Origin of the sequence: Pseudomonas sp. PSPC3-2 (assembly GCF_049897085.1) — a bacterium.
Classification (GTDB): domain Bacteria; phylum Pseudomonadota; class Gammaproteobacteria; order Pseudomonadales; family Pseudomonadaceae; genus Aquipseudomonas; species Aquipseudomonas paraveronii.
Genome location: NZ_JAFCVO010000026.1, coordinates 1 through 25,843, shown reverse-complemented (window position 1 = coordinate 25,843; position 25,843 = coordinate 1). Strand labels below are relative to the sequence as shown.

The window sequence follows — 25,843 nt, the reverse complement described above, 5'->3', positions numbered from 1 at the left end:
GTCCTGCCGAATGAACACAATCCCTATTCCATAAGACCATCATAAGCCCTTTCGCACGTCAATCCACGGCCATGGCTTTGGTCAGCAAATCCTGCCAGGTCGCCCGCTCGCTGGTCAGCGCGCTTGAACACGTCGGCAAGCACCAGGACGGCACGGGTAGCTGCCTGGCTTGCGGCGGCAGTACAGGAATGGCCGCCGGCTTGACTGGCTGCGAGTCGAGCGGCAAGGGCGTCGGCCGCCCCGCGCAGGCCGTCAGCAGAAGCGCGAGCAGCGGAAGCATCAGCCGTAGCCTGATCGATCGTGCGTTGACCATCTTGTACCGCCTTGTTGATTGACTGTTGATAGGCCTGTTCGCGCGTCCGGGTGGCGGCCTCATTTTCGGCTTTGGCCTGGGCGTCTCTGGCGTCGCGTGCATTCCATTGTGACTGCCATGTCTCGTTTGTGATGCTCACTCCGTGGTGATAGGCGCCGAACAGGGCGCCAGCCACCAGCAGCAGCGCGACTATATAAGGAAGGATCTTCAGCCAGATCGTGCTCATGCCAGTACCTTCAATGCCTTGTCGTATAGCGCCTGGCGGTCGGCCAGACCATTCAGCCCCCCGTTGATGCGTCGGGTGATCTTTGTCAGGTCGCCAGCATCGGCCAGGGTATTCAGCCCATTGGCCGACCAGAACCACGCCGCCGACATCGCGGCATATTGCGGCTGCTCCAGCAGCTCAGGCTGATTGATCAGGTCCAGGCCCAAGGCTTCGCCGCACGCGGCGTAGTTGGTCCGGCCGGTGATCTGGATCAGGCCACGGCCACGGTACTTTGAGCCGTCACCCACGACGGTATTGCCAAGGTCGGCGCGCCCTTCATAGCCGGCCTGCTGCGCCGTGGGCCCCCACAACTCTTTCAGCCAGCGGAACTGGCCCGACTCGTGCCCGACCTGGGCGATGAATGCAGCGGCGCGCGGCGTGCCGACAATGCCGTAACGGTTCATGGCCGTGTTCAGGACAGGAACAAAAACGCCGGCTTGGCGGCCGGCGTTCGGGAGGATCTGCAGCAACTGCTGCTCGGTGATAGGCATGCTTTTCTCCAGGCGAAAAAAACCCGGCGCAGTGGCCGGGCTCGGTATTTGGTTTACTTACTGCTCAACTGCCTTGTACAGCCTGAACAGTCGTGCAGCGTACATCGAGTGCCCTAGGTCGTTTGGATGCCACCTGACACCCTCTGAGGCGCCCCAGCCATGCGCCTCGGGGATTGCTGCCATATCCCTGATCGACAGATACTCAAGCGTTTCCTCAATTGCCACGCCGTACATCTCGCGGTCAACTGCGGCACTCCCGTCACTGTATTCGCCTTTCGCGTTCAGTGGCGCAAGTGACCACGGGCCTACCGCGATCACTTTTGGCTTGCTCGACATGGCCCGAACCTGGCGGACGAGTGCCGCATACTGACGGTGAAACAAGGCTGGATCGGTCGTCGCATCATCATGCTCGCCCAGTTGCAACACCACAAGATCGGGCTTCGTGTCAGCGACCATAGGCAGGCCGGCAACGCGATCAGCAACAGAGCCGCTGCCGCCATAGGTGTGGTAGCACTTGACCACCTCCTGGCTGCGGTCCTTGGCGATCATCGACACCAACTGGTTTGAATAGTCCGTATTGGCGTTGGATGCACCCATACCCGATGTGTGGGACCAGCCCAGGTCTCGGATAGTGTCATCGTTGAAAGCGTGACGGGTGATGCTGTCGCCAATGAACAAAACCCGATACGTCTTGCCGGAGGGCGCCTGGCATTTAACGTGCTGGTCTAGCTGTGATTTCTGGTCAGCCCCAGCGTTAACTGCAAAAAGCAAAAACACACACAAAACAAATGATCGCATGAAGCCTCCAGTATCCATTCTGGAAGCATATCGCAAGCACTCGCTTGGCGCTATGTGATAACCGCCCAGCTCAATCCATCTGAAATCAAATGGCCTGATAATCCTTTACCGGTGTAGATTTTCCCGTAGATAGATAGAGAGGTAAAGTTGTCGTCGATAGTGAACGCTATTTTCTTCCTTGCGTTTGTCGTTGTAATCGAATAAATCGTTGTTGCTTTGGTATTTCTGAATACAATTAAGTCTCTAACTATATCCACGCCGATAGTAGCAAGTCCGCTGCACTCGACGATATATGGAGAAAGTATCCCGTTTACCGGGCCATAATAAGTGACTTGATCACTGACGACTGGATCAGAGCAATTCACTCCAAACACAATGTGATTTGGACAGTTTGAGAAAAAACCGGCAGTCACTCTTGGTCTTGCAGCATCATCAAACCTAATCCCAAAAACTGGAGCGTAAGAATACTCACCGCCGCCTATTGTCACTTGGTAGTTATCTATGGGCGTAAATCCAGAAACCGGGTGGTAAAACCCGACATGCACCTGGCAATTCCCAACATTTGTATGCGTGCAATCGATATACGTATTCTGTGTGCCATTTACAGAATTGCTGTTGTCCAGACTGAAACAGTCCCGACTGTAAACAGTAGTGCCCTGCCAGCATCCATCAGACCTGCAATTCTCAAGCCTTGTTCTCGTGGCCCGACTGTAAATATTTTTCCCGTTGATGTTGTCTGAGGCAACGACATATGCCTGAACAGTTACGTCATATGCCATACAGCGCCTGAAAGTAACGTTCAGCATTTTCGTGACAAAACCATTTGGGCCGTCATGCGTTACGCAATCTTCAACAACGATGTTGCCACCGCTCATGCCTATGTTGTCGCTTCCATTCTGCTCAAGAAGAAAGCCATGATCATTGCCTCTTGCGGTTATATTTTTCAGGAGGCCGCGTTCTGTTTTGTCGTTTACTCCATAAACGGCATTTCCCACCGCAAATCCATCGACTGAAAAATTGCCGGCAACCCAATCTTCCGAACCAGTTACGGAGACGGAGCCAATAACGAGCGTTCCAGAGGCGTCCCATACCTTCGTGGTGCGATCCATTGGCGGGTTGCCATAACCCACCACAGAGCCACCGCTAGGGACCTGGATGTTTGCCCGGATTTTCCCCTTCGGCAACTTCAGGTAGGGGTAGGAAATTTGGTAAGAGCTGATTTTTTGTGTTTCATCGACTGTCCCTGTCGTGTCGATGTCTGATGGCTCAAAATGAGAGTTGCCGAAGTAATCCATTTTAACTCCCCGCCTGATCAATCAAACGTTAACGGCTCATAGGGGTCGGGTGTATTTCCGGCCGCCAGCCACTCTTGGTACTCGTCCCAGAATCTTGATTCTTTGGGAATAGTTAAGTGCTCTGACGGCTTAAGAATAACATCAGGATCGGGAGAAAGTTGGTAAGTGGCAGCCATGATTAACCTCAGATAAAGTCTGCATCAAGGGTGTAGATTACGAACAGGTATTTCGAATAACCAATTGCCGGAGAGGTCGCCGTCTGTACGAGTGCTGAAGGTGTTGCGAACACAGACCCGATTGAAACGTTTACAGCAGAAGTGCTGAAGGTCGAAACTGCCGGGGTAGATATCATCCTTGGAAAAGAATACAGCGCATCCATAACCGGTTGGTTTGCCACCGCAGCGTTACCCACAATATTCCATTGAACCCCTGGCGCCTGGAAGTAGCGCGCACATATCAGCGATTCTTGGTCGTCGTTTGGAAGGTCGAATACCGTGGCAACGGAGCCTAATTCAAGTTGCGGCAAACTGAACGTACCACCGGCAAACTTAATGCGCGCGTTAGTTGCAGCCGGAAGCGTAACTGTTCCCCCGTTGGCAACCGCAGTTCCATTCACTGTAGCGGTGGCTGTCCCTGTCCATGTAAGTACGTAAACTCCGCCAGCAATGTTTTCGCCACGGATTGATTGCATGACCCCGCCAGCAGGCGCTGTTAAGGTCCGAATACCGCCCGAATCGCCAAAGGTAAGGTTTTGCCCAGAGGTAACCACATACCAGCGATCGATTGTGAACTGGTTCGCGGCAGTCGTTGCCGTTCCCGAAACATAGCCACGGACGTTGATCGAGCCGCGAGCGTTGATCAGAATGTTGCGCCGGCCCAGGCCGCCAGCCACGCCCACCCTTGCTGCCTGTACTGCGTGCTGACTTTGCGTGGCCGGAGCTACCTGCTCGGGGGCACCAGTGCAGAGCAGAAGGATATAGGCGCCACCGTACAGGTTGGTATTCCACTGAACCCAGGCATCACCGCCCGACAAGAGTTCGCCGCCCTGCAATGCGTTGTGCGCAGCGCCTACCAGCGGCACCACGCCAAAACCATCGTTGAACGTGGACGCGCCCGTGTTCGAAACGTTGACCTTGAAGCGAAGGACCTGGCCCTCGCTACGCCCAGTAATCGCTGGAGCGAAGTTGCAGGTATAGGCGTTGGCGCTGCCCGAGTCGATGGCGAATGAGGTGTTCCCGGTCTGAACCGATTGCAGTATCCCGGTCGGCAGAATTGGCGCACCGGAGTACTGCGAAATACTGGCAGAGGTGATTGTGGTCTGGCCGTATGCGACGGTAACCACGCGCACGCCAACATATCCAGAGTCTGGAGCGGGTGTAGTTTGACTGCCGGTAACGGCTGGCGCCCCAGCTTTCAGGGAAACTACTACTGAGCCTTTGCGGGAGGTGTTTTGCGTCAGCCCATTGTTACCCATACCGCTATAAGGCAGCGCTGGGTTAGCGCTGTTGTAGTACGGCAGCAGCACTGGGGCAGAATCGGTTTCCTGAAAGGAGACCTGAATCAGATAGTTGATGGATTGTCCGCTAGTGCTTGGCGCAGAGCATGAAAGTGTCACCGCATCGAGCAGGATGCCCTGCTTTGTGATCAGGTGATATGGATCGGCCGGCAGCGAAGAGAACGCCGAGTTGTCGATGATGTTGGAGCTGTAGACTTCGCCAGGGCCACAGACAACTTGCAGGGATGCTGGGCCAGTCGGCGTAACTACGAAACCGTTTACAACGGTACTGGTGCCGAGCACTGCAGCAGAAAGCTTTGCCAGACCGATCATCGAGTCTTTGGCCATTTGCAAAAGGGTTGTTTCAGGCAGGATTTGGCCCGGATATACGATCTGTCTGTCCATGGAATCCCCAATAAAAAACCCGCTCATGGCGGGCTATAGATGAATGAGTGGTGTTAGTTCGTGATGCGAAACCAGATCGAGGAACCGTACATCTTCGTGGCTTCAATCGCGGCAATGATGTCTGCGTCGGAAACGCTGGGGAGAAGCTGAGTGCTGGGCAGCAGCGCGCTTGTCTGCGATAGGCCAAACCCGTTCGTTGCGATACCTGGCCAGCTCGCCGCGCCGTTGCCGGCTGGCCTGTATACAGTGACAAATGCCTGATATGGGCAGCTAACCGAGCCAAGCGGCCCAGCAACGCCAAGACCAAGAGTAAGCCCCAGGCATCCGCAGTCGTCTGGCTTGGCGGGCTCGATAATCAATGGCTGCCGGCCGGTCAGATCGAAAAGAACCTGGCGCATTCCTCTGCGCGAAGCGCGCTCCCTGAAAATGTTTATCAGGACACGGTTTAGATAGCTCGCATCCGTCTGCGCCGACAGTCTTTGAAGGTTGCTGCCGAAAAAATCCAGGCCTATCAGGTCGAGCCAGCCATCTGTTGCTGTTTTGATACGAGTCTGCGATTGCGCATACAGGTAGAGGGTGAACGCCCATGAAAGCGTCTGCGCATACCCCCACAACAACGCATCCCTGATGGGGTTGTTGTCGCCGAACCATCCGGCCGGCAACAGGCTTTTAAGCCTGCTGAACATGTCTGTCTGGTCGCCAACACTCATTTAAGCCACCGTCACTGTGCCTGGTCGGATGACCTGTTTATTGGTTGCGCCGAGGTCGGTAGTGCCACCGTTGAGCAGCACTCCTGAGACGTTCGTGATACCGGGGCTGACCCCGTAGGCGATGCTTGCAAGCTGGGTGTATGGCAGGATCTGCCCCAGCGCCAGTCCGGCGATGTAGGCCTGAATGGCTGTGGTCACCTGAGCAACCATTGCGCTGTGCGTGACGGTCGAGTTAGTGGTAATAGTCAGGCCGACGTTGGCGGTCACCAGCGTAGGGCCAAACACCGCGTAGCGCGTGGTGAAACCTCGAACCGATTCAATGGCCGCGCCAGCAGATGCCAGAAAGGCACCAGAAGGCGCCCCGCTGCCATCATCCACAACAGCATAGAAGTAGCCATACAGCGTGTTGCCGCTGTAGCCCTGGTTCTCGGTCAGCGTGTATGAGACGCCCTGCTGTATCGACGACAGGGCGTACATAATGGCGGCCTTTGTGGCTTTTGACAGGGACTGAACCCACAAAACAAACCTGGCGCGAAACGCCGGGTCAAGCTCTTGGTCGACGCCATTCGTGAATACAGCCGAGTTGCTAACCGTATCCACGCCACTGATGCTTCCGACGATTACCGTCACGGTGCCGATCAGTGCATTCCCTGCGGCGCCGGCTGTGCTGGCCATCACTGGCACGGTCGCCGAGGCGGTGCCGGCTGGGATCAGGTAGCCGCCAAGCGTTGCGTTATACAGAGCGTTCGTAGTGTCGATCGTCACCGCATACTGCTGAGACCCATCGGTAGAGCCAACCAGCGCGCCTATAGGGATCAGGGCTGAGTTGGTTGCCGTGAATCTCGAATAGGTCACGCTGCCGGTTGCGAAGCTAGCCGATAGCCGATAGAAGCCGAAGTCCGCCATCCAGCTATCAAGGTCAGTGCCGGACGATGTCGACGCCCTGGTCGTTGCCAGCAGCGTGACGATGAGTTGCTGAAGCCATTGCAGGACGCTGGCGTTGCTTTCGGTGATGGCGCGCAGCAGAGAGCCGATCGTGAAGTCCACAAGACCCGCAGCACGGCCTTGAATCGCCGTAACCTGATCGCGCACCAGCGTGGTGAAGTCTTTGATATTGAGCGATGCCATATCAGCGATTTACCTCAAACGAGAGCGTCACCGGCTCGCCCGTGGCGGAATCGGTGTAGCTAATATTGGCGGATAGGGTGTCGTTCTGTGACGAGACCGATATGACGGGTGCAGGCTTCTTGGAAACGCAATCCTCGAGCAGGATCTGCCCGCGTGTCAGGGCGATGATCTCGGGGATGTTGGTGAGCGCACCAACGTATCGGCCCAGGCCGGCGCCGTATTCTGTGTGGAACAGGTAGTCGCCTGGGTTGGTGATCAGTCGGCGCAGAATCCTTTGCTTGCCTCTTTCCAGACCCTCGACCGGTGACAAGCTGCCAGTCGGGGACAGCGAAAGGTCGCCTCCGACGTAATGGTTTAGGTCTTTCATGGCACAGGTACTCCTGATGTGCCCGACCCGCTCTGCACGCCACTTGTTCTGTGGAGTTTCAGGCTGATCGCGTCGGCCTTGACGTCGCCGCCAGAGACAACAACGCCGGTGGAGTCGGTCACGGTGAGGGTGTGATCCATCGTGACCGGGCCGCCCGTGAAGTGGTGGGCCGGGGCGTCATAGCTGATGGACACGGCGGAATGCAGCGTGACGGTGCCGTCTGACTTGAATTTGAGCAGAGACCCGGACTGGTGAACAATCCATATTTCACCAGGCGGTACCGGCATCGGCAGATTCAGCGAGTTGGTGTGTCGCGCCGTGACCTTGCCGAGGTTCGGGTCGGATGAGTCGAACGAAACCGTCACCTCGTCGCCGAGCTGCGGGCCGATCTGCACGCCCCAGCCGTTGCCGACGCCGGGGCAGTCCAGCTTGATCCAGTTTGTCTCGCGGCCTTCGGGCTGGATGGCGACTTTCACCACGCCATTGTCTTTGTCGTAGCCAGTGATGGTCCCGGTGCGCGGCCCGGTGCCGTCATCACTCAGGCGCTGCCTGGCCGCATTAATGAGGCTGTCAATCATGGCTGCACCAGTGAGTTGGGGTTATGGTTCTTGGCGGTCAGGCTCATCGTGTAGCCGGCGTCAAAGCTCATCGAGCGGCGCACCGCGTCGACGTAATAGAGCTGGTCAAACCCGGAGCCCGTACCCTCCTGGCGCACGATGGTGTTCGGCATGAGCAGGTTGTCGCCCGGCATCGAGCAGGACATACGCATTTCGTGATCGGTGATCTGCTTGTGGATCTTCTGTGCCAGCAGAATCGCCTGGGCCTTGTCCAGGCCGTTGCGCTTGATCTCGTAGACCTGGCGCTTCGACGTGGATTGCCCGGGCGAAATACCCTTGGCTGAGTTGTTCGGGTACGTCGCAGCGACAGTCTTCCCGTCCTTGTAGGAGATGACCTGGACTGTCACGCCCAGGGCCAGGGTCAGGTCGCGCTCGAAGGTGATGTCATCGGCCGTATTCGACTGCGGGTAGTGGTAGGCATCCGGCTGAACCCAGCGGATCACGTACTGGTCAGTGGTCTGCGGGTCAAGCGCTGGCTCGTAGTGCAGTTCATTGCCGGAAACATAGACCTGGAACCCATCAAGACCAGCGAAGTAGGCCAGCGCATCCCACTCGGTGCGCTCGTCAGTGACGTGCGCGTGATCCCATTTGGTGATACCGCCGACCTGTGTTTTGGTTGCGGTGACGACCGGCGTGAGGCCGCGCCGGGTAGCAAGCAACGTGGCCACCTGACTGGTGGTCATGTTGGCGAATTTCTCATTGGTCTTGTGATCGATGAAGCGACTGGTGTAGTCCCGGCCGCTGATCGATACCTCAAACTTCGCCGGATGGATGGACAGGTGATCCACTGCGCCGACGATCAGCTCCTTCCAGTCCTGTGTGCCCTGATTGATCAGGCCGGACCAGATCGAAACATCAATCGAGGTCTGCGAGCCCCACCAATTCATGGTGTTGTACGGCGCTGGCAAATCACTCATCACCAGCACGGCCGAGAAGGTGTCGGCTGAGTAGAAGGCGTTGCTGTCGACATCGAACGAGTAGAACGGCACATGAACGCCGTTCAGCAGCAGGCGGCCGACCACCTGCCGGACGAGCTGCTCCGTCTCCTTGGTATTCAGGTCCACTTATTCACCTACTGGGATTTTGATGGTCTGGATGCCGTCGAGCCGCGGGTCGGTGATGCTGTTCGCCGCCGCAATCTCGGTCCATCTGGACTGGTCGCCATAGGCGTCGGCTGCGACTCTTTGCAGGCTGCTGTTGCTGGTGGTTACGCTCGACGTGCCGTTGGCCAGCGGCCCGGACAGGACGTTCTTCTGCATTCGGTCCAGCACGCTCTGCATCTGATAGAGCGGCGCGAGCTGGGTCAGCGCGGCACCCTGGCGCAGCACGTTGTTGGCTGCTTGCGCGACCGGGTTGCCGGGAATCAGGCCGCCGAGGGTCGTGATGTCGTTCACCGATGCTCCAACCTGCGCGATCACAGACTGGACAACCGCCTGGGCGGCAACCAGCGGCCGGATCACCGTTTGTACGGTGTCGATTGTCGCGTTGGCGAACCCCTGGACCTGCGACACCGCGCTCTTCACTGTATCGATGGCGCTTGAGACCGAGCTTGAGTTGATGATGCTGGCCAGGCCGAGCGATTCGCCGACGTCGCTGTTGATCAGGTTGTCGAGCGTGCCGGCCAAGGCGTTTTCGGTGACTGGCGTGTCGAGGCTCGACACAACAACCAACTCAATGGTGTATGGGCGGCGATAAACATGCTCAAACCTTGGCGTAAACGATTGGATGACCACGCTGTAGTAGTAGCCGTCCATGCTGAATGTCAGGGGGGCCCCGACATCACGCATGGTTTCAAGCTCGCTAACGCGATCGCCAGCCGTCGCCCCAATAATCCACCCAGACCATGAGAGGTTGTCGTAATCGACGCCCAAGACGTCTACTTTGCGCTTCCCCCCCACCATCTTGTGGATCACCAGTTGCTGCTTGCCGGCTCCAGGAGAAACCGACTCTGGAACCTCAAGTCCAGTGAACTCAAAATCACCCAATATCAACCTTGTGGCGAACGGGTCCCCGCCTGGGGCGAAGTTGTCCAGGAAGGTTGTGAGACTCATCGGTTATCCCCTTGGTAGTGCTGTGCTTGGGGTTCCAGGCATCAACATGCTGCGAGTTGGGTCGAAGCCCTGGGTGCCGGTGCGCGGCTTGATTGCAGACTTGGTCATGCGGTCGACTACCACCTCAGCCACGCGCTTGCCGTCCATGTTCATCTGCACAATGATTGGGTCCTTGCTGTAATCCTTTGCTGGGACTGGGGCGACAAGCTGGGCGGCCCCTGGCACGGTTTTTCTGTACTCGTCAGCGAACGTGGTCTTCGATATCTGCATCGACGCCGGCAGGATGGTGTTGGCGCCAGCAATCAGCGTGTTGAAGATCGTCTGCCAGCCAGTCAGGAACACCAGCGCGAAGGACTTGAACGCCCCGCCGATGTCGCCATGAAAGAGCTGGATGAAGCCGGTCTTCATATCGCTCCACATCATCTTCAGCGCCCCGCTGATCTCCGACCAGTTGTTCCAAAGCAGGAAGGCGGCTGCGGCGATTGCCGTGACGACCAAGCCGATCGGGTTCAGCAGCAGCGCGCGCCCCAGGAACAGGATCGCCTTGCCCACATTCATGGTGAACATGACCAGATACGTCCCCATCCTGGCGAGCCACGGAATGAGCGGGGCAAGACCGCCAGTACCGACAAATATCAGTGCTTTGGCCAGCAGCCAAAACCCGCGCCCGGCGGCGATGGTCATATTGATCAGTCCGCCGGTGATCAGGAATGCCGACAGCCCCATGAAAGCGTATGTCAGCGCCCTGACCTTGCCAGGGTTGGCGTCAATCCAGACCGTCAGGTTCTTGATGGCGACGTTCAGTCCGTCCACTGCCTTGATGGCCAGCGGGAGGATCACGTCGCCGAGCTTGAGTTGCAGGTCGAGCCACTTCTTGTCCAGCTCAATTTTCTTGCCTGTAAGGCTGTTTTTTGCGTTTTCATAAAGCTGATCGATGCCGGCGGCGCCAGCATTGAGCTTCATGTTTTTCTCGATACTGGCCTGTTGCGTATACATCGTTGAAAAAAACTGACCGGCCGTGCGGTTACTGAAGATGGCCCCTATTTCGTTGAGGACGTCTTGGTTTTTGGTGATGCCTTTCGCCTTAAACGACGGAAGTAGGACGTCCTGCATCCACTGGAACGGAGCTTGAATGAATTGATCCTGCCCCATAAGGGCTCCAGGCTTAACCTGTTTTATATTCCCGATTTTGTCGTACTCGACCTTCTTGGAATCGAGAAGACCGATGCGCATCAACTCGGTAGCTGCTCGTTGCGTGGTTCTGCCTTGTACCAAGTTTTGGTAGGCCGACATGTAGCCGGTACCTGACCGAGAGCCACCCATTTCCTGAATCAGCGGCTCCATGTTGTAATAAAAGTTTTCGTCCTTCATGCCTTTGGCTGCAACGCCGCCGGTTTTAATGAAGTTCAGGTATTCGTTTGCCCCTACGCGCCCACCAGTCGCCGTCAGCACCTGCTGGACCATGTTGGCTTGCTTCGTGAATGCCTGCTCGCTGGCCAGGCCACCGCGCATCTCAATGACCTTCAGCATGTCCATGAAGGCTTTATCCTTCATGCCGCCGCCTTCATCGCCGTACAGCGCGGCGTTGGCGAACTTCATCTTGGCCAGGAGCGGCGTCACCATCTGCGCTTCGTGGAAGTCGCCGAATACCGTCTGAGCGTCACGCAGCAGGCCGAGGTTTTCGCGGATGCTGGTGCCGTAGGTGTTCATGCCGCTGGCGAACTTCACGGCGTCAGCGGTGACTTTGTCACCCAGGCCGAGGGAGCGAAAGCGCTCCGTCTCGTTTTGGAATTTCTTTGCTTCTTCGAGCGGCCCCTTGAGCATCGAGGCCAGGCCCAGGCCGCCAGCGAACATCGCGGCGCCAATCGCGCCCTGCTTGCCGATCGAGGCCAGCTTTGCATTCAGCTTGTCGACGTCACCACCGGTAGAGGCCAGGCTCTTGCTTATCATGGCCATGCCAGCGCTGACGTGGTTGATCAACGACAGCTTGACAGCGACGGAATACGCCTCAAATGCCATAATGAGCTTTCCTTTTGTGGTGTTGGATCACATGGCAAATAATCAGCGCACGTATGAGTGGGTGAATGGCCGAATCCATGAAGTGCAGAGGTCTCGCCAGCAGATATATCTCGCTGATATGAGGGAGCCCAGGCCATTCATGAAAGTTGAGCGCGGGCAGCGTCTCGGCATCCAGACGGGCCTGCTCGTGTTCACACTCAGCAGCCTGGTGATGATCTTTGCTGGCGGCGCACTGGCGGTTGTCGCTGTCGTCCTCTACTCAGTCCTTTTCGGGTGACCAAATGAAGAAACTGATCGTCGCGGCAGGAATCCTTGCAGCCATCAGCGGGTGCGATAAAGTCGACAAGAGCATCTGCTGGAGCCCGGAGACCAAGACATCGGTAGATGCGCTGGTGGCCGCCCAGGGCAATGACATAAAGACGCTGATCCAGTCCTACTTCGACACGAGGAATATTCGGGTCTTTTTTGGATCGGTAGATGTCAACATGAAGCAGACCGACTTCTCTCTAGAGAAGGTCGATAGCGAGACAGGATATGCAGATTGCTCGTTTGCTCTGGCTGTTGAAGCGAAATACAACGCCGGAGCCGTGCTGAATGGGGTCGGACGCGTCAGATTCTCGTCAAGGGTCGGCGAGCATGGGCGCTACATCGCGCTATCTAAGTCGGACATCCCGCCAGTTATATCCAGCATGAAGTAAGGCGCTCTACAGCTTATCGTCATACCCCAGCGATGCGTGGATCGCCTGTCCGCCGATCAGCCCTGCTACCGTCGCGGCGCCCAGCGTGCGCCGGATGAACTCTTTGTTTGTCAGCAGTGCCGGCCCCATCACTGGGCGCGCCGGCATTTTTGGCGTACCGAACTCGTGATAGACCATCTTCGGGTCGGTTGAGCCGATGACGGCTTCCAAGATGCCTGTGGTGTGCGTAACGCTTCCCTGCATTTCGCCGCTGGCGAGCAGCGGGGAGTCGGCCGGGTAGCCCATCTTCGCCTTGTGCTCTTCGGTAGACTCGGCCAGCTCAGCCCAGGCGGGGAAAGGACCAATACCTGCCTGGTAATGGCCGATCTCAGCTTTTGCGGTCTGCTCAACGCGCACGGCGCACTTCTCAAGTCCAGCGCGAAGGCTGGCAAGCAACGCCACCTCTTGCCCAGCCATATGCAGCGCCAGGCTGCCCAGGTCTTTGAACTCCATGGCTCAATCCTTCTTATCGAACTGCATAGTGTGCCAGTTGAAGACGCCGGCACCCTCAAAGTCCGAGAACAGGATGGAGAAGGCGAAGCGTTCGTAGTCTTCCAGTGGGCCGCATTCGAACAGGCGATCGAACGGAACCCCGTTTTTCACCAGCCAACAATCCCGGCGAAACTCGGGGTTCGTTGCTAGTTTTTTGCTGCGGCCTGCTCGGCGTTAAGCCCTTCCTTGAGTGCTTTGGCCTCGGCTTCAGCCTGGGAGGCCTCGTACTTCTCGGTGAAGTGAGCGTTGATGGCGTGCATGCCCTCTTCGCCCAGCTCCTGCAGCACGGCTTCGATCTGCTTGTTGGTCTGCGGCAGGCCGAAGCCGACGTCGTCGATGTAGACGACCATGGCGGCCGGCAGCGCGAAGCCAGACATGTAGGTCTGGTTGCCGGCGATTTCGCCGCCGACGGCCATCACGATCCGACCCTGTTCCAGCGGGCCCAGCTTGCGGAGCTGAATGGTGCGGCCCAGGCTGTCGTGAATCGTGGTGAACTTGGGTTTCTGGTCAACGTGGACCGGTGCTGCGGATTCGGTAACTTTTACGGTAGCCATGGGTAAAACCTCTGGTCAGTGAGTCGTCAAGGAGCATGGCGTGCGGGGTGACGAGTCCCGCGCCCTGCGAGCCGGGCTGCCATGCAAACAGGGTTAAGAAACCTTCAGGCGGCGCTGGGCGGTCCAGTTGAAATCCTGCTCAACGGTCTTGTCGCCAGCCTTATCGCCAGCCTTTGAAAGCTGAAGCTGGACAGAGGTGTACCGGTAAGTGGAAAAACTGCCGTTGGATTCCTGAATGGTCTCCGTGATAGTCGACGCGGCGCGCGTTACTCCGCCGAAGTAATCCGCCTCCCACTGAGCCTGGTAGTCATCAGCCGTCGAATCTCGACGCTCAATGCTGACTGTGCCCTTCCAGTTCTTGGGAAAGGGGGCCTCTTCAGTGACGCCATTCAGCGTGGTGACGCTGATGTTGCCGAGGACTGGCTCAGAGGTGAATTTTGTGACGGCGGGAAGGCGAAGCGGGCCATTGGACGTGTTGATATCAATCGACACGTCCTTGCCCATCGTAAAGCCGTTAATTGGCATAACCGATGCTCCAAAAAATGCCCGCAATGGCGGGCATGTGGCTTATTGGGCGCTTAGGCGCGCGGGGTGTTGGAAACGGTGACCGACACGGACTGACCGCCTTCCAGGTTGACCAGGAAGAAGCGGATAACAGACAGGTACTTGACCTGTACGTCGGCCGTTTCGTAGCCGAGCGCTACCTGTGCATCCGAGTTGTTTCCGGAATCGATCTGCACCGAAAATGCCGGACCGCCGTTGACGTCGCCGATCATCCCGGCGTCTTTCAAGCCCTGAAGCCAGGAAGACATGGTGTTCTTCGCTTCTCGGCGCTGATCAACTGTCTGCAACTTGCCGACTACGCTGCCGAAGTTGGCCGCGATGGTCAGGGCGAGGTAGTTGGTCATGCGGGTGTAGTTGTCACCGTTGGTGGCTGAGTTACTGGAGGTGTTCAGCCCTGATCTGCCGCCGAAGTAGCTGCCGCCCGGGCATGGGTTGGTGATGACGTCCAGGCGAGCCGTGTTGATCGCGCCGATTTCCGCACCGCTGTAGGCCTGGTTTGTCAGGTTGCGCTGGGTAGACACGATATTGCCGATTTGCTTGTTCAGGATGCTTAGGCTTGGGTTCAAAGCTGCAAGCTTGGCGGCTGCAAATGTTGCAGGGGCAAGCATGCGGTTCTGAGCGTTGAGCTGGTCTGCCCAGTAATCCCAGTCCCCAACCATCACTTTCATGCAATAGTTATCGACGCCAGCGGTCGTCAGGCTTGCCGATACGGTCGAGTACGAGGCGCCGGCCGGCCCCTGGGTGACCATATAGCAGCCTTCCTGCAAGCCATAGGTCGCCATGGTTGGCCACTGGGTTGGGTCGGTCACGTCAACCAGGTTGGCAACCTGAGCATTGCTGCTACGCAACGCATACATGCCTTTGCGGCCAGTACCCACCACGCCATCGACACCAACCAGAACGGAGTCCGTGATCGTGGTGTTGCCAGATGTGCCAGTAGTGAAGGCGACGGTCTGGGTGGTAGCGGGAGCAACTACGGACGCGCCTACAGTGGCGATCACCAACTGCGAAGCGCCGCGCATGCCAGACTGGCCGTTATTCACGGCGCTGACGATGTTCTGCCACAGCGCCAGACCAGTGCCGGTGATGTTGTCGAACACTTCAGGCGTCAATCCCGGCAGAGAAACGACGAGTTTCCAGCTTGAAGCGGCGGTGCCAGCAGAAAGGGTTGCGCTAAGCTGATTTCCGGTGATGCCGGTGTAATAAGCGGTCAGCGTCACGCCCGTGGCGACTGCGGTGTCCTTCAGGGTTGCGGTGGCGGCGGTGTCGGTACCGTCAGTGACGCGGACCGCCCGAATGTTTGCGGCGCCCACCTGAATGGACACCGAAATCGCAGTGCACAAGTCGTATTTGCGAACGCTTGGCGTACCGAATTTCTGGGTCAGGTCGCTTGCCGATCCGATCAAGACTGCGCTGTTGACCGGGCCCCAGTCAGCAACACCGACGATGCCGAGCACGTCGGTTGCAATGCCGTTGATGTAGCGAGTCTTTGGCGGAACGATCCCGACGTACAAATCCGGAGCCGTCAGCGCCGTTTGGTTCAAACTGCCTGCCTGGTAGATGGACATGGCTCTCTCCTAATGAAAAAGCCGCCTCAGTGGGCGGCTTTTTGTGTATGGGTTTGCCTGTTAGGCGTTGGCGACTTTCAGGACGTTACCGACGCACTCGCCAGCCAGTACGGCAGCGACTTCATCAGGATCAGTCAGCACTTGGCCTACGTGGTAGTCGGCAAAGGCGAACTTGACGGTGAGGCTGAACGGGGATGTCTTGGCCTTCGAGGCCGATGCAGGTGCTGAAGTGGCAACCGCGGTGCTATCTGGAATATCGGAGTCCATTTTTGGGCCTCAAGGGTTTCGAGTGGTTGCGGGTGCTCCAGCGGGCGTTGTCGAGATATTGTCCCCTGGGGCAATGATCTCGGCAGCCTGCATGGTCTGCGTTGTTGCGTAATCGATCATGTAGAACAGGTCGACCCGGTACAGGTCGGCCTTCTGGAGCTGGTCAGTCATCAGCGAGCCGTTTGACCGGATGACACCGAACGAGCCGTCGATGAACGAGATGCTGTTGCTGTCGGACAGGGCCGAGTCGAGCGGACTCACTACCGCGTCACGCGCCGCCGGGCTGTTGGCCCAGACGATGACCTGCACCGACTGCTCCTGGCGCTTCGTTTCCTTGTAGGCCGTGCCGAAGCCGCCGACCCTGGCAAGGACCGCATGAGCCCCTGTAAGCGTGATAGCCGGGCCAGAGCTAGTCGCGCCAGGGATCAGGTACGCAAGCGCAGTGGCTGCGCTCGTGAGCGTGTCCGATTGCTGCACGGCATAGACATAGCTGGTGCCGTTCAGGTTGATCATGATGTTCTGTGCGCTGATCGTTCCGGACAGGGTCACGGCCGCCCCGGCGACGGTCATGACCAGCGTGTGGACCGGCGCCGTCAGCGGAATCCATGATCTGCCCAGGTAGCGGGTAGTGCTGCGATCCTTGCCGTGCGGGTACACGCTGATGTGCGCAATCCCTGCGGCCAGGTCAGCCTCAAGCTGTTCGGGCACAGGCCAGCCTGGGTAAACCCGGATCGGGAACCCGGCAACGCTTGGCTGCCCGGTGCCGTTCGGGTAGACGATCGCCGCAATCTGGGCCGCGACCTGCTTCAGTACGTCAGTAAGGCTCGCCATTACGCCAACTCCCAGTCTTCAGCGGTGAAATCTTCGAAGCTGAAGGCATAGGGATAGCTTTCAGGGTCATGCCGGCGGTGAATAGTCAGGCCAAGGCCGCTGTAGCGAATGTAGGCCTCGCCATTCCACGACTTTCGGAACGCGCAGGCTGCCGGACTGGACTGAAGGTGATCGCGAAACGCGCTTCCTGTATCCATCGTCACACCTGCGCCTGCATTGCGGTGATGCGCCAACCCATATCGGTCAGTTCAGCGCTCGAAATCACGTATTTCCGGTCAAGCTCGCACCGGATCACATCACTGGTGCGCAGGACGATGCCAGGCCAGGCGGGCATAAGGATCAGCCACCACGGCGTTTTCACGTCCAGCGGCAGCTTGGCGTCGTTGGTCTCACCCTTCGTGCCCTGCAAGATGCTGGCGGGCCAGCCTTGCATGAGTGCGACCTCGGTCGCCCGAGTGCCGCCGGAGTACGCGCCAAGGCCAACGCTTTGATCCTGGTGATCGCGCAGCACGCTCACAACGCGATTCGTCTGCACGCAGTAGATCGGCAGCGTGTCCTGCATGGCGGCGATGAAGAATGTCCCCTGACGGCCGACGAGAAAGTCGCCAACCTCAAACGGGCGCGCGTCGAACAGCCCAAGCCAAGTGGCCTGGCCGTACTTGTTAGGCGCGGAGTAGCTGAAATTCGTGGTGAACGACGCAGGCAGCGTCTGCAAAGCGGTTGACGACAGCGGGTTACTGGCGCTCGTGGCGCGAAATTGCTGGTAGTCGAAACCGATACGCTTGGCTGCCTGCCCGTACCCTTTGTAAATCTTGGCCTGGAGCTTTGTGCCGTCCATGTCACACCACCAGCCTGATACCGCCGCCATCGCCCAGGCCGGGGCCTGGAGGAATGCCCATGAACTTGCACAGCTCGCGGCGGTAGTAGCTGAACAAGTCAGCGCGATCGCGCAGCTCGTTTTTGTTGTGCGTCCATACGGCGGCCTGATCCGTGTCCAGGTTCTCGCGCACGCCGGGGATGTCAGTCTCCAGCAGCGCCAGGTTGGCCACGTAGATCGTGCGGAATACCGCCTCTTCCTCTGGCAGCATGTTGTTCAGCTTGTACTCGAGCGTGCCGTAAGCAGTCGAGAACCGGTATCCGTTGGCCGGCAAAGCCTGCTGCCCGAACATGCCGTAACCGCAGTAGCGGCGCGCATCTACCTTTTCCGCGGTGGTGAGCATGATTCAGTCCTTCAGTGGCGCGTCGCGCTCAAGCAGAAGCTCGACGTCAGCAGGATCGATGACAACCTGGCCTTCCGACCAGAACCGGCCGTTGCCTTCCTCATCGTAGAAGCCGTAATAGCTGGCCAAGGTGACGGACTCGGGGTTGACGTCCGGCATGTCTTCGCCATCAAGTTTTTTGCGTGCCATGTGCATCTCCGAAGCCCCGACCGAAGCCGGGGCTATGAGGGGTTAGCCTGCGTGTTCGATCACGACCGAGCGCTTCAGGTACTGGGCGCCGGCGGTTGGGATGATCGAGCTGTTGGCAGTGGCGTCGGTCGGAACGGCAAAGCCGCCGATCCAGAACCACGACTGAGCAACGATCTGGCTCAGGCGGTCGAGTGGGCCGCGAGTAACCTGAACGACGCCTTCGGACATCTGCACTTCGGAGTTGATACCCCAGGTTTCGTGGGCCTTTTGAGCCATACCGGCAAAGTCACCTTCGACCAGCGAGCCGGGGGCGCACAGAATCGGACGACGTACAGCGGTGGCCAGCGCGCCACGGGCCTGGGTCAGCGCTTCAGTGGTAGGGATGAAGTTCACACCCGCCAACTGGAACACCTTGCCCTGACGCGCTTCCGGCGAGCCGTACTGACCTTGGTACATCAGCTTGAAGTCGCCGTCCGCGAACAGTTGGCGCATCGACACGTTGTCCAGGTACAGGTTGAACATCTCGTCCTGCATACCGGTGTTGTTGCGCAGCGCAGCAACCGCATCCTCGATGGTGCCGAGGGTCAGCAGGTCAGTGGTGGCCAGGGCGCTGGTGGCAGTGGTTGCACCAGCAGCCGAGCCGCCAGTCCATTTGCCGTTCGGGCGCACCAGGACAGGTGCGTTCAGGTGCGCCACGCCGTTCAGCGCAGTGCCGTCAGCCACGGTCACGTTGCCCGAGAAGGTCAAGGTGCCCGAGATACCCATCGGCGAGGTGGATACGTTCGAGCCGTCAACCGCTACGCCAGTCAGGGTGTAGACGTTGGAACCCACCAGCACGCCGGCAGTGTTGGTGCCGGATACCGAAACCATCTGGCCGTTGACCAGTACGGTCTGGAAGCCACGCACGTCATCGACCGCGATGGTCGCAGCAAGTGCGCCCAGGGTGGTGCGGACGCGGGTGTTGCCACCCAGGTAGGCGTTGAACAGCGCGTTCCGGGCAATCCGGTCAAGCGACTGGCGAGCCTGGACGCCGTTGGTCTTCGCGTTCTTCAGGAACTGGTTGGCGATACCGACCTGGCTGGTCACGACGTTGAGGTCGATGGTATCCGCGTACTGGTTGATGCCGAGCGTGTACTGCTCGATGGTGAACGCAGACGGGGTCAGGCCGTTGTCCAGGTTGGTGTTGCTCGCCGGGTTCAACGGCGTGGTGACCGGAGCCTTCAGACCGGTGCGGGTCTTGGTGACGGTCTCACCGACGTTGATGGCAACCGGCTCGCGGTCGGCCACGGCGCGATAGCCCAGGGCGGAAGTCAGGCCATCGTGGAACTCGCGCTCCAGAAAACCCTGTTGGATGATCGGCTGCAGAGCCGTCGGCATATTTTGAATGGGCATGATAGCTCCAGATGAATGAGGGTTAGGTCATTCCCCTGGGCGTCTTGCCCCGATAGGATGCGGCCGCGTTAACTTACGATTGCGGCCCGTGCTGCTGCGTACTCGTCTGCGGTCATGTCCTTGGCGGACTTGCCTGCGTCGGGAGTCTTTGGCGGCGTTGGATTGGGTGTGCTGCTGTTCGAACTGGTGCCGAACAGGTACGGCTTCGACTCCTTCAAGCTATTGAAGAGCGCTTCAGCGCCGTCCAACTTGCCATCAACCAGCTTGACCTTGTCGACGTCGAGCAACTTCAGTTGGTCCAGGTCTACGAGGCCCGCCTTGACTGCTTCGCCCTTCAGTTCGGCCAGCAGAACGCGCTTGTCGGCGTCTGCAGTGGCTTCCTTGAGGGCCTCGGTCTTGGCCAGGGCGGCGGCTTCTTCGACAGCGGTCTTGATGGCGGCTGCCTTCTCGACTTCAAAGCTGTCGTATTTCGTCTGAAGCTCGGTATTTTTCAGGCGCAAGCCCTTGTTTTCGGCGCGCAGTTCACGAACGTACTCAGCACTGAAGCTGCCTTTGTCATCCGGCTTCGGATCTTGGTCGGACATCTGTCGTCTCCAAACTTGAATAACCCGGCATCAGCCAGGCGAGGTTTTAGCGGAATCGTCCGCGTTTGCGTGTAGCTCGCTAATCGTCGCTTTTCTGGTCGGGCTTCTGCTCGGCCGGAACGGCGGCATTCGGTGGCGGCGGACTGGCATCGATCTTGCGGATCTCGTCTTCGGGGTCCTCAATGTCGTAGCTCTCGGCCAGCGACTTGACGGCAGTCTCTTGCGATAGCAGGCCGGCCAGGCGCAGTACGTCCAGCGTGGTCGCCTGGGTCTGCTTGTCGGCGTAGGTCGGCGCGTACCACTGCGGCCAGCGCAGTGAAACGTCCTCGCTATCATCCAGGGCGCCGATCTTGCGACCTTTGCGGTCGACCAGATTGAACTTGGCGGCGGCCTTGATAACCATGCCCAGCAGCTCTAGCATCGCGCCTTCGCCGTAGCTGATGCGCAGTTTGTCGGCCAACCAGATCAGGGACTGATTCATCAGCTCCATGGCCCGGCCAGACGTAGCAGCACTCAGCTTGTCGGCATTGCTGCGGTTGCCGTGGGCGGTCTCAAGGGCCAGCTCACGGGCAGCGCGCACGTAGTCGATCACTGCTGAGACGGCCGTGCCGTTGATCTCCAGCAGCTTGGCGTCACCATCGGCAGACGTAACGATTGCGCGACCAGCACCCACGACCATCGAGTTGTCGCTGAACGCCGGCTGCTTGATGTGCAGCGTAGGGTCTGACGAGTACCGAAGACCCCGGCCGCACTGGGAGAGCTGATAGTCGATCTCGATCTGGGTGTCGATGGCCTCGGAAGGCATCGTCGGCGCGCCGTCAATATCGTCACCGCCGGGCAGGTTCTTGACCCAGGCGATCGGCACGAAGCCGAGCTTGTGCGTGGTGGTCTTGGCCTTGTCGGCCTTGAATGCGTGGCCTTCCTTCTGGGCGCTCACGAGCAGCGGCAAGAACCATGTCTCGGCCTTGTCGTCCCACTCGCGCCGGAACCAGAAGTTTTGCTTCAAATCCTTGTCGGTGATGGTGTAACCCATGGCCTTGAGCGCATCACCCAGCACCTTGTACTGCTCAATAACCTTGAGCAGCGTGTCAGGGGCTTGCGGGTCCCATGCTGGCGTCAGGTAGGCCGTCGGCATCACCTGCCAGAACACGCGATCCTTGAGCACCCGCAGCAGGACGGCCACTGAGCCAACCGATCCGCGCGTTGCAGCGTCGATCAGCACCTCGTTGAGGCCGCTGTCCTTGATGATCAGCTCCAGGGCGTCACGGGTCGCCTCATTCTTGCAGTCCACCGACGGGAAGTGACCTTCGGAGAACAGCAGGCTTACCGAGTCGTCCACCACTGTGCGGCTCAGGTTGTACCGAACCGACGGGCGCCGCTTGTGCAGCGGGATGTACTCGCCTGTGCCCTCGTTCGCCTCCTGGGCGAAGTGGTACACCAATCCCTCGTACATCTTGCCGTCAATGACCCTCGTGAGCGCTTGCAGGGTGTGCGTGCGGTCTGGGTAGTCCTTGTCGCATGGGTAGGTGCTGCAGAGATACTGGAAGTCCATGCTATCGGCTCATGTGGGGCACGTGAGCGCCGTGGGTTGCGACTGGCTTGCAGACCGGGAACAGGAACGCAATCGGGTAGCCGGCTGCGTCACATGCGTGGTCATGGCCGGTTGTCTTGTCTGGCTCGCCGTGATCGTTGTAGGGCTGCTGTTCCAGGCACTCAGTGAGCGCTGGGCACTTGCTGGTGTTGACCTTTAGGCGGCGAACGCCGGTCCCGCTTAGGATCTGCGCGTTGACAGCGTTGACCCGGTCCTTGACCCGTGGGTTGACGCTGTTGGCGCGGACCGTGAAGCCGGCTTGCTGCAGGATGGACAGGTCGGATATCGACGCGCCCTTGCTGCTGGTGTTCTGTCCGCTGGCGTCAGGGTAGACCGTGACGTGGTGACCCTGGAGCAGGTAGCGCTCGCGAATCATGCGGGCCAGCTCAGGCGTGTCGCGCACCTTGACCATCTCGTCAGCAGCGTGCAGCGCACCGTCTCGCATGACGTAGATGATCCCGGCCATGTTGTTGACGTTGAAGTCGATGCCGACGTGGACCGGCTCGCCAGGCTGCACAGTGGTGTCGACGTGGTTCAGCACCCGGGAGAACTCCGGGTACACAGCGCCGGATGTCAGGTTGACGAACTCGCCCTCGAGGTAAGCCTCGATCAATTGCGGCGGGTAACTGGCACGCAGGCTGTCGATATAGTCGGGCGGCAGGAATGGATTGGTGCGCGTCGGTGCCTGGACAATCTCGTATCCTGGCTTGGCGTCACGCTTCCATGTCTCGTAAACGAAACGAAAGCCTTCCGGTGTGGTGTATACGCTCACCCGATTGAATGGGTTCTGGACGCCCTTGGGGCGCTGCCTGTTCCGCGCAATGATCTTGCGCCATGCGTCGGCAGCATGATCACGCTTGAGCGTGTCCAGTTCGTCCACATGAGCGCAGTACGACTCATAACCAACGATCCGGGCCGGGTTGTCCAGCGTCCGCAGCACAAAGTCGGCACAGCCGCCCGAGCTGCAGTAAATGATGTTCTCTTGCTTGTTGTACTTGTACCGAATGCCGTAGTCGGTGAGCTTCTCTTCGATCCGAGGCGCCAGGATCAGGCGCACCAGGTCGTAGGTCGGCTCATAGAGGGCAATCATGCCGGTCGATGCTTCGAAGCCGTCACGAATAGCGCAGTTGGCCAGGGTCTCAGTCTTCCCGGTGCCGAAGCCGCCGACGAACGCCGGATACTTGCAGGTTTTCAGGAAGAACTCAGACTGCGGCGCAGTCATCACCATCTCGATTTCACGCGCCATTGGTGACCACCCTTACCGCAATGCCAGTTACAGGGCCACCGCCAGACTTGCCGTGTTCGCGCTCTTTGTCGGCCAGCTCAAGGCCACGTAATGCGCGCTCTTGGCTCTGGGTCATCAAGTACGAACGACGAGCCTCCAACGATTCAATGCGAGCCGTCAGGCGATCAATCAGCCCGGCGTAGTCGCGGACCTTGAACTTCTCTTCGGTCTTGGCCTGGTACTCGCCGGCGCCTTCACGCTCAACACGAGCCTCTTGAGCCAGCGCGCGCATCAGCCTGATCCGAGTCAGACGCAATTCATCGTCGACCGACCCAAGCTCAATGCTCGGCAGAAGGTCGGCTTCCTCATCAGTTAGGAACTGGCTATAGATTGAGCCGGGCTTGGCAGCGTTCTTGCTCCCCTTGGGCGGGCCTGAACTCTTGCCACCGTGAAGTTTGCAGCGCGAGGAACCCGGAACAGCGTGTCGCTTACATGGTCCCCCTGAGCGCGTTTTAGCGCCGCATAGGGCCATGGGCTCATCTCATTCATGGGGTTAATTTCGCGAACGCCTCATTCAACGTCGCTCGAACGTCATTCAATGATCATTCGATTACAGAGCCTTCTTCGCCAGCGCTACAGCCTCATCCCAGAACACAGGGAGTTCATGGCCGAGGGCGGACAGGATGGTTTCGAGCTTGGCGATCAGGTCGGGCGCCGGGGCGGGGGCAGGCTCGCTTACCTGGGCAACAGGCGCTGCAACCTCAGGGACCACAACGACCGGAGCCGACGATGCAATGGCTTCTTGTGCTTCAACTGGCAATTCGGACATGACTGGAGCCTCTAAGAAGAGCTTCGCAATCCATGCGACGATTGATTTCAGGAAGTTAGGGGTTTTCATTCTTGTCACCGTCAGGCTGTGGCTGTGACAGCACACGGACAACAGCAACGCTGACCCCCAGCGCCATGTTGATGGCAGCGTAGATCAGCGGGTTGACTGCGCCCTGGAATACCGTCCAGCCGATAGCGCCTGCGTTCAGCACCGCCCCGGCCAGGGCCAGACGTACCGACCACAGCCGGTGCCAGCTTCCAGCGCTCTCAATCAGCTTCATATCTCATCTGCCTTGCGATCAGACCATCGCTTGCCGAGCTGCCGAACTTGGTCAACGCCCAGGATTCCAACGAACCCAGCAGCGAAGAATGACCAGCCAATGCTGAACCCGAATTCCTTTACGGTCAGTCCTACCACCATCACCATCAGCGCACCGAGAGTTGCCTCGATCAGCTTGCGTACCGTGCTGGTCTCCTTCCCGTCGTATTGGACGCGCAGGTAGATCAGCAGGAAGGTGAGAGCCATTGATAGGCCGTTATCCCGAAGCGCGGCGAGGACGAGCGCCCAGAAGGAAGGGTCTTTTTCGGGCATGATTTTCAATCCGAAGTCCTCCCTTCTGGGAGTAGGAGAATAAAAAAGACCGTCAGGTGGCGGCCAAACGCTGGGGAGCAGCGGCGAATAGATCAGCCCCGGCGGCACTCCCAGCTCAGAGCGAAGGGTGTGGCGGGGCCGAAAACAAGAAGGCCTCGATCAATGTCGAGGCCCTGAATAGGTGCGCGTGTCTTCCCACGCTGCCAGCCAAAGACCATCACGGCGTCGACACCCAAGTGCATCGATCTCGCTGTTCCTGTCTCGCGCCACCCTGAAAGCGTGTTGGGCTGCCGGTGTTTTTCCGTAGCGCTGCACTACCGGCTTATCAGCGTCCAGGCCTCCCGAGGGCTGCCCTGGCTGCAGTGAATTTTGAGCAATAAAAAACCCGGCGCGGTGGCCGGGTTTTCTTGGATCAGTGATTAAGTTGCCGAAGGCAAAATTATCAGGATGTCGCTAATATGCCACCAGCCGCACGGGAACGCAATAGGCCCTCATGCGGCCTCGCGCATTTCGTAAATTACCGCTGCCACAGGGCTCAGTGCGCGGCGGTCCAAATCCTCGCAGCACTCAAAGATCAGCTGCAGCACGCCACCCCAATCCCGCTCCCAGTTGCAAGACTCCAGGCGCACTTCGTAAACCTGCCACATCCAGGCCCTGAACTTCTCGGCGTTGGCCAGCGGGTCTTCGTTGGACGATTGCCCGCCCTGGTGCATGTGCTGGTACCGGCGTAGCACGCCCTTTACGACGAACTCCAGCTTCTCGCGCTTTGCCGCGGTCATGCGTGGAGAGCGGTTTTGCACCAGCAGGAACACGACCTCTTCCGCCGCCTCCCGGATGTCGTCGCTTTGCTCGGCGGCGTACATGAAGTCACCGAATACGCGGATCTGCGGGTGAAGACGAGCGATTGCCGACTGGATGTGCCCAGCCAGTGCCCCGTGCACTGCGTGGTTTGCCGTAGGGCCGCGCTCGGTGTTCTGCACCACCACGCCGAGCTGCACAACATCGGAGGCCTGGCCGGGGGCCGGATTGTACTTGCAGTCATGCCAAGCTTGGCGCGCTGAGTTGATTTTCATGCTGCCACCTCCGGCTTTCGGAATGCGACAGTTAGGATGAATAAGGTGGCCATGAAGCTCGAAGTTGCCAGAATGGTGTGCCCCGTGGCGATCATGGCGTACAGGCTGAACGCTGAACTCGGCAAGCTGAGCCAAAGCCTGGATCGCAACTGGGCGGCAACCTCATCCTTGATGCCGCCACA

Annotated in this window: 35 protein-coding genes and 1 pseudogene; 2 read left to right on the top strand and 34 right to left on the bottom strand. The window is 58.8% G+C overall.

Features of this window, described 5'->3' with window-relative positions; genetic code table 11:
* Window positions 1-23: 23 nt before the first annotated feature.
* Genes ACP7CJ_RS27225 through ACP7CJ_RS27165 form a run of 13 tightly spaced genes read right to left on the bottom strand, consistent with a single transcriptional unit; the run spans window position 24 to window position 11,954 of the window.
* Window positions 24-539 carry a DUF2514 family protein gene (locus ACP7CJ_RS27225; RefSeq protein WP_426102871.1) on the bottom strand — a complete coding sequence of 172 codons (516 nt, stop codon included), beginning with the start codon at window positions 537-539 and terminating at the stop codon, window positions 24-26.
* Window positions 536-1,069, bottom strand: coding sequence for a glycoside hydrolase family 19 protein (locus ACP7CJ_RS27220; RefSeq protein ID WP_426102873.1), 534 nt, complete (start codon window positions 1,067-1,069; stop codon window positions 536-538). The genes ACP7CJ_RS27225 and ACP7CJ_RS27220 overlap by 4 nt, the downstream gene beginning before the upstream one ends.
* Before the next feature lie 57 nt (window positions 1,070-1,126).
* Window positions 1,127-1,867, bottom strand: coding sequence for an SGNH/GDSL hydrolase family protein (locus ACP7CJ_RS27215; protein WP_426102875.1), 741 nt, complete (start codon window positions 1,865-1,867; stop codon window positions 1,127-1,129).
* 50 nt (window positions 1,868-1,917) lie between these two features.
* Entirely contained in the window at window positions 1,918-3,162 is a 1,245-nt protein-coding gene (locus ACP7CJ_RS27210; RefSeq protein ID WP_426102877.1) for a hypothetical protein, read from the bottom strand.
* A 17-nt stretch (window positions 3,163-3,179) separates the two neighbouring features.
* On the bottom strand, window positions 3,180-3,338 hold the full coding sequence (locus ACP7CJ_RS27205) for a hypothetical protein (protein ID WP_426102879.1): 159 nt from the start codon (window positions 3,336-3,338) through the stop codon (window positions 3,180-3,182).
* An 8-nt stretch (window positions 3,339-3,346) separates the two neighbouring features.
* On the bottom strand, window positions 3,347-5,062 hold the full coding sequence (locus ACP7CJ_RS27200) for a hypothetical protein (protein WP_426102881.1): 1,716 nt from the start codon (window positions 5,060-5,062) through the stop codon (window positions 3,347-3,349).
* A gap of 53 nt (window positions 5,063-5,115) precedes the next feature.
* Entirely contained in the window at window positions 5,116-5,772 is a 657-nt protein-coding gene (locus ACP7CJ_RS27195) for a hypothetical protein (RefSeq protein ID WP_426102883.1), read from the bottom strand.
* A complete protein-coding gene (locus tag ACP7CJ_RS27190; protein ID WP_426102885.1) occupies window positions 5,773-6,900 on the bottom strand; it encodes a baseplate J/gp47 family protein in 1,128 nt (375 codons plus the stop codon). It lies immediately after the preceding gene.
* Between the two features lies 1 nt (window position 6,901).
* On the bottom strand, window positions 6,902-7,267 hold the full coding sequence (locus ACP7CJ_RS27185; RefSeq protein WP_426102887.1) for a phage tail protein: 366 nt from the start codon (window positions 7,265-7,267) through the stop codon (window positions 6,902-6,904).
* Window positions 7,264-7,845 carry a phage baseplate assembly protein V gene (locus ACP7CJ_RS27180; protein ID WP_426102889.1) on the bottom strand — a complete coding sequence of 194 codons (582 nt, stop codon included), beginning with the start codon at window positions 7,843-7,845 and terminating at the stop codon, window positions 7,264-7,266. Before ACP7CJ_RS27180 ends, ACP7CJ_RS27185 begins: the two co-directional genes overlap by 4 nt.
* Window positions 7,842-8,948, bottom strand: coding sequence for a rhs element Vgr protein (locus ACP7CJ_RS27175; RefSeq protein ID WP_426102891.1), 1,107 nt, complete (start codon window positions 8,946-8,948; stop codon window positions 7,842-7,844). Before ACP7CJ_RS27175 ends, ACP7CJ_RS27180 begins: the two co-directional genes overlap by 4 nt.
* Window positions 8,949-9,935, bottom strand: coding sequence for a hypothetical protein (locus tag ACP7CJ_RS27170; RefSeq protein ID WP_426102893.1), 987 nt, complete (start codon window positions 9,933-9,935; stop codon window positions 8,949-8,951).
* A 3-nt stretch (window positions 9,936-9,938) separates the two neighbouring features.
* Window positions 9,939-11,954 carry a hypothetical protein gene (locus tag ACP7CJ_RS27165; RefSeq protein WP_426102895.1) on the bottom strand — a complete coding sequence of 672 codons (2,016 nt, stop codon included), beginning with the start codon at window positions 11,952-11,954 and terminating at the stop codon, window positions 9,939-9,941.
* Window positions 11,955-12,093: 139 nt separating this feature from the next.
* Here ACP7CJ_RS27165 and ACP7CJ_RS27160 point away from each other — a divergent pair, with 139 nt between their 5' ends.
* Complete coding sequence (locus ACP7CJ_RS27160) at window positions 12,094-12,231, top strand: hypothetical protein (RefSeq protein ID WP_426102897.1); 138 nt, start codon at window positions 12,094-12,096, stop codon at window positions 12,229-12,231.
* Between the two features lie 4 nt (window positions 12,232-12,235).
* Window positions 12,236-12,652 carry a hypothetical protein gene (locus ACP7CJ_RS27155; protein WP_426102899.1) on the top strand — a complete coding sequence of 139 codons (417 nt, stop codon included), beginning with the start codon at window positions 12,236-12,238 and terminating at the stop codon, window positions 12,650-12,652.
* Between the two features lie 6 nt (window positions 12,653-12,658).
* Here ACP7CJ_RS27155 and ACP7CJ_RS27150 read toward each other — a convergent pair whose 3' ends face one another.
* The 21 genes and pseudogenes from ACP7CJ_RS27150 to ACP7CJ_RS27050 form a co-directional block, all read right to left on the bottom strand.
* Window positions 12,659-13,144, bottom strand: coding sequence for a hypothetical protein (locus ACP7CJ_RS27150; protein WP_426102901.1), 486 nt, complete (start codon window positions 13,142-13,144; stop codon window positions 12,659-12,661).
* A 3-nt stretch (window positions 13,145-13,147) separates the two neighbouring features.
* Window positions 13,148-13,294 (bottom strand): hypothetical protein, encoded by a 147-nt coding sequence (locus ACP7CJ_RS27145; protein WP_156791915.1) that lies wholly within the window; start codon window positions 13,292-13,294, stop codon window positions 13,148-13,150.
* Between the two features lie 35 nt (window positions 13,295-13,329).
* On the bottom strand, window positions 13,330-13,737 hold the full coding sequence (locus ACP7CJ_RS27140; protein WP_426102903.1) for a hypothetical protein: 408 nt from the start codon (window positions 13,735-13,737) through the stop codon (window positions 13,330-13,332).
* A 93-nt stretch (window positions 13,738-13,830) separates the two neighbouring features.
* Window positions 13,831-14,262, bottom strand: coding sequence for a hypothetical protein (locus ACP7CJ_RS27135; protein WP_426102905.1), 432 nt, complete (start codon window positions 14,260-14,262; stop codon window positions 13,831-13,833).
* 53 nt (window positions 14,263-14,315) lie between these two features.
* Window positions 14,316-15,869 (bottom strand): phage tail protein, encoded by a 1,554-nt coding sequence (locus ACP7CJ_RS27130; protein ID WP_426102907.1) that lies wholly within the window; start codon window positions 15,867-15,869, stop codon window positions 14,316-14,318.
* A 60-nt stretch (window positions 15,870-15,929) separates the two neighbouring features.
* Window positions 15,930-16,136, bottom strand: coding sequence for a hypothetical protein (locus ACP7CJ_RS27125; RefSeq protein WP_426102909.1), 207 nt, complete (start codon window positions 16,134-16,136; stop codon window positions 15,930-15,932).
* A gap of 9 nt (window positions 16,137-16,145) precedes the next feature.
* The gene (locus ACP7CJ_RS27120) at window positions 16,146-16,967 is read right to left on the bottom strand and encodes a hypothetical protein (protein ID WP_426102911.1); all 822 of its coding nucleotides are present in this window, start codon (window positions 16,965-16,967) and stop codon (window positions 16,146-16,148) included.
* Window positions 16,967-17,164 (bottom strand): hypothetical protein, encoded by a 198-nt coding sequence (locus tag ACP7CJ_RS27115; RefSeq protein WP_126589698.1) that lies wholly within the window; start codon window positions 17,162-17,164, stop codon window positions 16,967-16,969. Before ACP7CJ_RS27115 ends, ACP7CJ_RS27120 begins: the two co-directional genes overlap by 1 nt.
* A 2-nt stretch (window positions 17,165-17,166) precedes the next feature.
* Window positions 17,167-17,805, bottom strand: coding sequence for a hypothetical protein (locus tag ACP7CJ_RS27110; protein WP_426102913.1), 639 nt, complete (start codon window positions 17,803-17,805; stop codon window positions 17,167-17,169).
* Window position 17,806: 1 nt separating this feature from the next.
* The gene (locus ACP7CJ_RS27105) at window positions 17,807-18,187 is read right to left on the bottom strand and encodes a hypothetical protein (protein ID WP_426102915.1); all 381 of its coding nucleotides are present in this window, start codon (window positions 18,185-18,187) and stop codon (window positions 17,807-17,809) included.
* Window positions 18,188-18,190: 3 nt separating this feature from the next.
* On the bottom strand, window positions 18,191-18,376 hold the full coding sequence (locus ACP7CJ_RS27100; protein WP_426102917.1) for a hypothetical protein: 186 nt from the start codon (window positions 18,374-18,376) through the stop codon (window positions 18,191-18,193).
* Between the two features lie 42 nt (window positions 18,377-18,418).
* Window positions 18,419-19,768 (bottom strand): DUF4043 domain-containing protein, encoded by a 1,350-nt coding sequence (locus ACP7CJ_RS27095; protein WP_426102919.1) that lies wholly within the window; start codon window positions 19,766-19,768, stop codon window positions 18,419-18,421.
* Between the two features lie 68 nt (window positions 19,769-19,836).
* Entirely contained in the window at window positions 19,837-20,352 is a 516-nt protein-coding gene (locus ACP7CJ_RS27090) for a hypothetical protein (protein WP_426102921.1), read from the bottom strand.
* 79 nt (window positions 20,353-20,431) lie between these two features.
* Entirely contained in the window at window positions 20,432-21,904 is a 1,473-nt protein-coding gene (locus ACP7CJ_RS27085; protein WP_426102923.1) for a phage portal protein, read from the bottom strand.
* A 1-nt stretch (window position 21,905) separates the two neighbouring features.
* Window positions 21,906-23,189 (bottom strand): terminase large subunit domain-containing protein, encoded by a 1,284-nt coding sequence (locus ACP7CJ_RS27080; protein WP_426102925.1) that lies wholly within the window; start codon window positions 23,187-23,189, stop codon window positions 21,906-21,908.
* Window positions 23,179-23,460, bottom strand: coding sequence for a hypothetical protein (locus ACP7CJ_RS27075; protein WP_426102932.1), 282 nt, complete (start codon window positions 23,458-23,460; stop codon window positions 23,179-23,181). The genes ACP7CJ_RS27080 and ACP7CJ_RS27075 overlap by 11 nt, the downstream gene beginning before the upstream one ends.
* Window positions 23,461-23,607: 147 nt before the next feature.
* Window positions 23,608-23,700 (bottom strand): annotated as a pseudogene (locus ACP7CJ_RS27070) (HGGxSTG domain-containing protein); the annotation flags it as partial.
* Window positions 23,701-23,778: 78 nt separating this feature from the next.
* Entirely contained in the window at window positions 23,779-24,066 is a 288-nt protein-coding gene (locus ACP7CJ_RS27065; RefSeq protein WP_426102927.1) for a hypothetical protein, read from the bottom strand.
* Entirely contained in the window at window positions 24,053-24,277 is a 225-nt protein-coding gene (locus ACP7CJ_RS27060; RefSeq protein WP_426102929.1) for a hypothetical protein, read from the bottom strand. The genes ACP7CJ_RS27065 and ACP7CJ_RS27060 overlap by 14 nt, the downstream gene beginning before the upstream one ends.
* Window positions 24,274-24,588: a phage holin, lambda family gene (locus tag ACP7CJ_RS27055; protein WP_046486925.1), complete on the bottom strand. Its 315-nt coding sequence runs from the start codon at window positions 24,586-24,588 to the stop codon at window positions 24,274-24,276. The genes ACP7CJ_RS27060 and ACP7CJ_RS27055 overlap by 4 nt, the downstream gene beginning before the upstream one ends.
* A gap of 491 nt (window positions 24,589-25,079) precedes the next feature.
* Complete coding sequence (locus ACP7CJ_RS27050; protein WP_426102931.1) at window positions 25,080-25,661, bottom strand: hypothetical protein; 582 nt, start codon at window positions 25,659-25,661, stop codon at window positions 25,080-25,082.
* Window positions 25,662-25,843 lie beyond the last annotated feature (182 nt).

What these genes read in the sequence shown, in the direction of transcription:
- ACP7CJ_RS27225 (WP_426102871.1), bottom strand. Translation starts at nt 539, where the DNA reads ATGAGCACGATCTGGCTGAAGATCCTTCCTTATATAGTCGCGCTGCTG.
- ACP7CJ_RS27220 (WP_426102873.1), bottom strand. Translation starts at nt 1,069, where the DNA reads ATGCCTATCACCGAGCAGCAGTTGCTGCAGATCCTCCCGAACGCCGGC.
- ACP7CJ_RS27215 (WP_426102875.1), bottom strand. Translation starts at nt 1,867, where the DNA reads ATGCGATCATTTGTTTTGTGTGTGTTTTTGCTTTTTGCAGTTAACGCT.
- ACP7CJ_RS27210 (WP_426102877.1), bottom strand. Translation starts at nt 3,162, where the DNA reads ATGGATTACTTCGGCAACTCTCATTTTGAGCCATCAGACATCGACACG.
- ACP7CJ_RS27205 (WP_426102879.1), bottom strand. Translation starts at nt 3,338, where the DNA reads ATGGCTGCCACTTACCAACTTTCTCCCGATCCTGATGTTATTCTTAAG.
- ACP7CJ_RS27200 (WP_426102881.1), bottom strand. Translation starts at nt 5,062, where the DNA reads ATGGACAGACAGATCGTATATCCGGGCCAAATCCTGCCTGAAACAACC.
- ACP7CJ_RS27195 (WP_426102883.1), bottom strand. Translation starts at nt 5,772, where the DNA reads ATGAGTGTTGGCGACCAGACAGACATGTTCAGCAGGCTTAAAAGCCTG.
- ACP7CJ_RS27190 (WP_426102885.1), bottom strand. Translation starts at nt 6,900, where the DNA reads ATGGCATCGCTCAATATCAAAGACTTCACCACGCTGGTGCGCGATCAG.
- ACP7CJ_RS27185 (WP_426102887.1), bottom strand. Translation starts at nt 7,267, where the DNA reads ATGAAAGACCTAAACCATTACGTCGGAGGCGACCTTTCGCTGTCCCCG.
- ACP7CJ_RS27180 (WP_426102889.1), bottom strand. Translation starts at nt 7,845, where the DNA reads ATGATTGACAGCCTCATTAATGCGGCCAGGCAGCGCCTGAGTGATGAC.
- ACP7CJ_RS27170 (WP_426102893.1), bottom strand. Translation starts at nt 9,935, where the DNA reads ATGAGTCTCACAACCTTCCTGGACAACTTCGCCCCAGGCGGGGACCCG.
- ACP7CJ_RS27165 (WP_426102895.1), bottom strand. Translation starts at nt 11,954, where the DNA reads ATGGCATTTGAGGCGTATTCCGTCGCTGTCAAGCTGTCGTTGATCAAC.
- ACP7CJ_RS27160 (WP_426102897.1), top strand. Translation starts at nt 12,094, where the DNA reads ATGAAAGTTGAGCGCGGGCAGCGTCTCGGCATCCAGACGGGCCTGCTC.
- ACP7CJ_RS27155 (WP_426102899.1), top strand. Translation starts at nt 12,236, where the DNA reads ATGAAGAAACTGATCGTCGCGGCAGGAATCCTTGCAGCCATCAGCGGG.
- ACP7CJ_RS27150 (WP_426102901.1), bottom strand. Translation starts at nt 13,144, where the DNA reads ATGGAGTTCAAAGACCTGGGCAGCCTGGCGCTGCATATGGCTGGGCAA.
- ACP7CJ_RS27140 (WP_426102903.1), bottom strand. Translation starts at nt 13,737, where the DNA reads ATGGCTACCGTAAAAGTTACCGAATCCGCAGCACCGGTCCACGTTGAC.
- ACP7CJ_RS27135 (WP_426102905.1), bottom strand. Translation starts at nt 14,262, where the DNA reads ATGCCAATTAACGGCTTTACGATGGGCAAGGACGTGTCGATTGATATC.
- ACP7CJ_RS27130 (WP_426102907.1), bottom strand. Translation starts at nt 15,869, where the DNA reads ATGTCCATCTACCAGGCAGGCAGTTTGAACCAAACGGCGCTGACGGCT.
- ACP7CJ_RS27125 (WP_426102909.1), bottom strand. Translation starts at nt 16,136, where the DNA reads ATGGACTCCGATATTCCAGATAGCACCGCGGTTGCCACTTCAGCACCT.
- ACP7CJ_RS27120 (WP_426102911.1), bottom strand. Translation starts at nt 16,967, where the DNA reads ATGGCGAGCCTTACTGACGTACTGAAGCAGGTCGCGGCCCAGATTGCG.
- ACP7CJ_RS27115 (WP_126589698.1), bottom strand. Translation starts at nt 17,164, where the DNA reads ATGGATACAGGAAGCGCGTTTCGCGATCACCTTCAGTCCAGTCCGGCA.
- ACP7CJ_RS27110 (WP_426102913.1), bottom strand. Translation starts at nt 17,805, where the DNA reads ATGGACGGCACAAAGCTCCAGGCCAAGATTTACAAAGGGTACGGGCAG.
- ACP7CJ_RS27105 (WP_426102915.1), bottom strand. Translation starts at nt 18,187, where the DNA reads ATGCTCACCACCGCGGAAAAGGTAGATGCGCGCCGCTACTGCGGTTAC.
- ACP7CJ_RS27100 (WP_426102917.1), bottom strand. Translation starts at nt 18,376, where the DNA reads ATGGCACGCAAAAAACTTGATGGCGAAGACATGCCGGACGTCAACCCC.
- ACP7CJ_RS27095 (WP_426102919.1), bottom strand. Translation starts at nt 19,768, where the DNA reads ATGCCCATTCAAAATATGCCGACGGCTCTGCAGCCGATCATCCAACAG.
- ACP7CJ_RS27090 (WP_426102921.1), bottom strand. Translation starts at nt 20,352, where the DNA reads ATGTCCGACCAAGATCCGAAGCCGGATGACAAAGGCAGCTTCAGTGCT.
- ACP7CJ_RS27085 (WP_426102923.1), bottom strand. Translation starts at nt 21,904, where the DNA reads ATGGACTTCCAGTATCTCTGCAGCACCTACCCATGCGACAAGGACTAC.
- ACP7CJ_RS27080 (WP_426102925.1), bottom strand. Translation starts at nt 23,189, where the DNA reads ATGGCGCGTGAAATCGAGATGGTGATGACTGCGCCGCAGTCTGAGTTC.
- ACP7CJ_RS27075 (WP_426102932.1), bottom strand. Translation starts at nt 23,460, where the DNA reads ATGCGCGCGCTGGCTCAAGAGGCTCGTGTTGAGCGTGAAGGCGCCGGC.
- ACP7CJ_RS27065 (WP_426102927.1), bottom strand. Translation starts at nt 24,066, where the DNA reads ATGAAAACCCCTAACTTCCTGAAATCAATCGTCGCATGGATTGCGAAG.
- ACP7CJ_RS27060 (WP_426102929.1), bottom strand. Translation starts at nt 24,277, where the DNA reads ATGAAGCTGATTGAGAGCGCTGGAAGCTGGCACCGGCTGTGGTCGGTA.
- ACP7CJ_RS27055 (WP_046486925.1), bottom strand. Translation starts at nt 24,588, where the DNA reads ATGCCCGAAAAAGACCCTTCCTTCTGGGCGCTCGTCCTCGCCGCGCTT.
- ACP7CJ_RS27050 (WP_426102931.1), bottom strand. Translation starts at nt 25,661, where the DNA reads ATGAAAATCAACTCAGCGCGCCAAGCTTGGCATGACTGCAAGTACAAT.